The organism is Romboutsia sp. 13368 (assembly GCF_018336475.1).
GTDB lineage: Bacteria > Bacillota > Clostridia > Peptostreptococcales > Peptostreptococcaceae > Romboutsia.
The window spans coordinates 1,629,335-1,629,575 of the sequence record NZ_CP048741.1; the positions used below are offsets into that span (position 1 = coordinate 1,629,335).

General features: G+C 29.3%; 1 protein-coding gene. It reads left to right on the forward strand.

What is annotated here, in order from left to right:
• Nucleotides 1-241, forward strand: a 241-nt coding sequence (locus tag G3997_RS06545; RefSeq protein WP_296644654.1) for a hypothetical protein, incomplete at both ends; no start/stop codon positions are given.

Consider the following 241-nt stretch of genomic DNA (forward strand, 5'->3'; position numbering starts at 1 on the left):
GATATGCGTGGTGTCAAAGTTTTAGGTTTAGAACTTGATGATGATATGGACTATTTTGAAGGGGMATATATTGGTAATAAGGACCTTAATATGGTTGTTTATAATAAAAACTTAAARAGAGCTAGAAAAAAACTTGTTTTATGGCATGAAACTGGTCATAATGTTGTTCATGGAGATTATAATATAAATTCTATTACTAAAAATATTTCAATAGTTAGTGGTAAGGAAGAGCTTGAAGCTG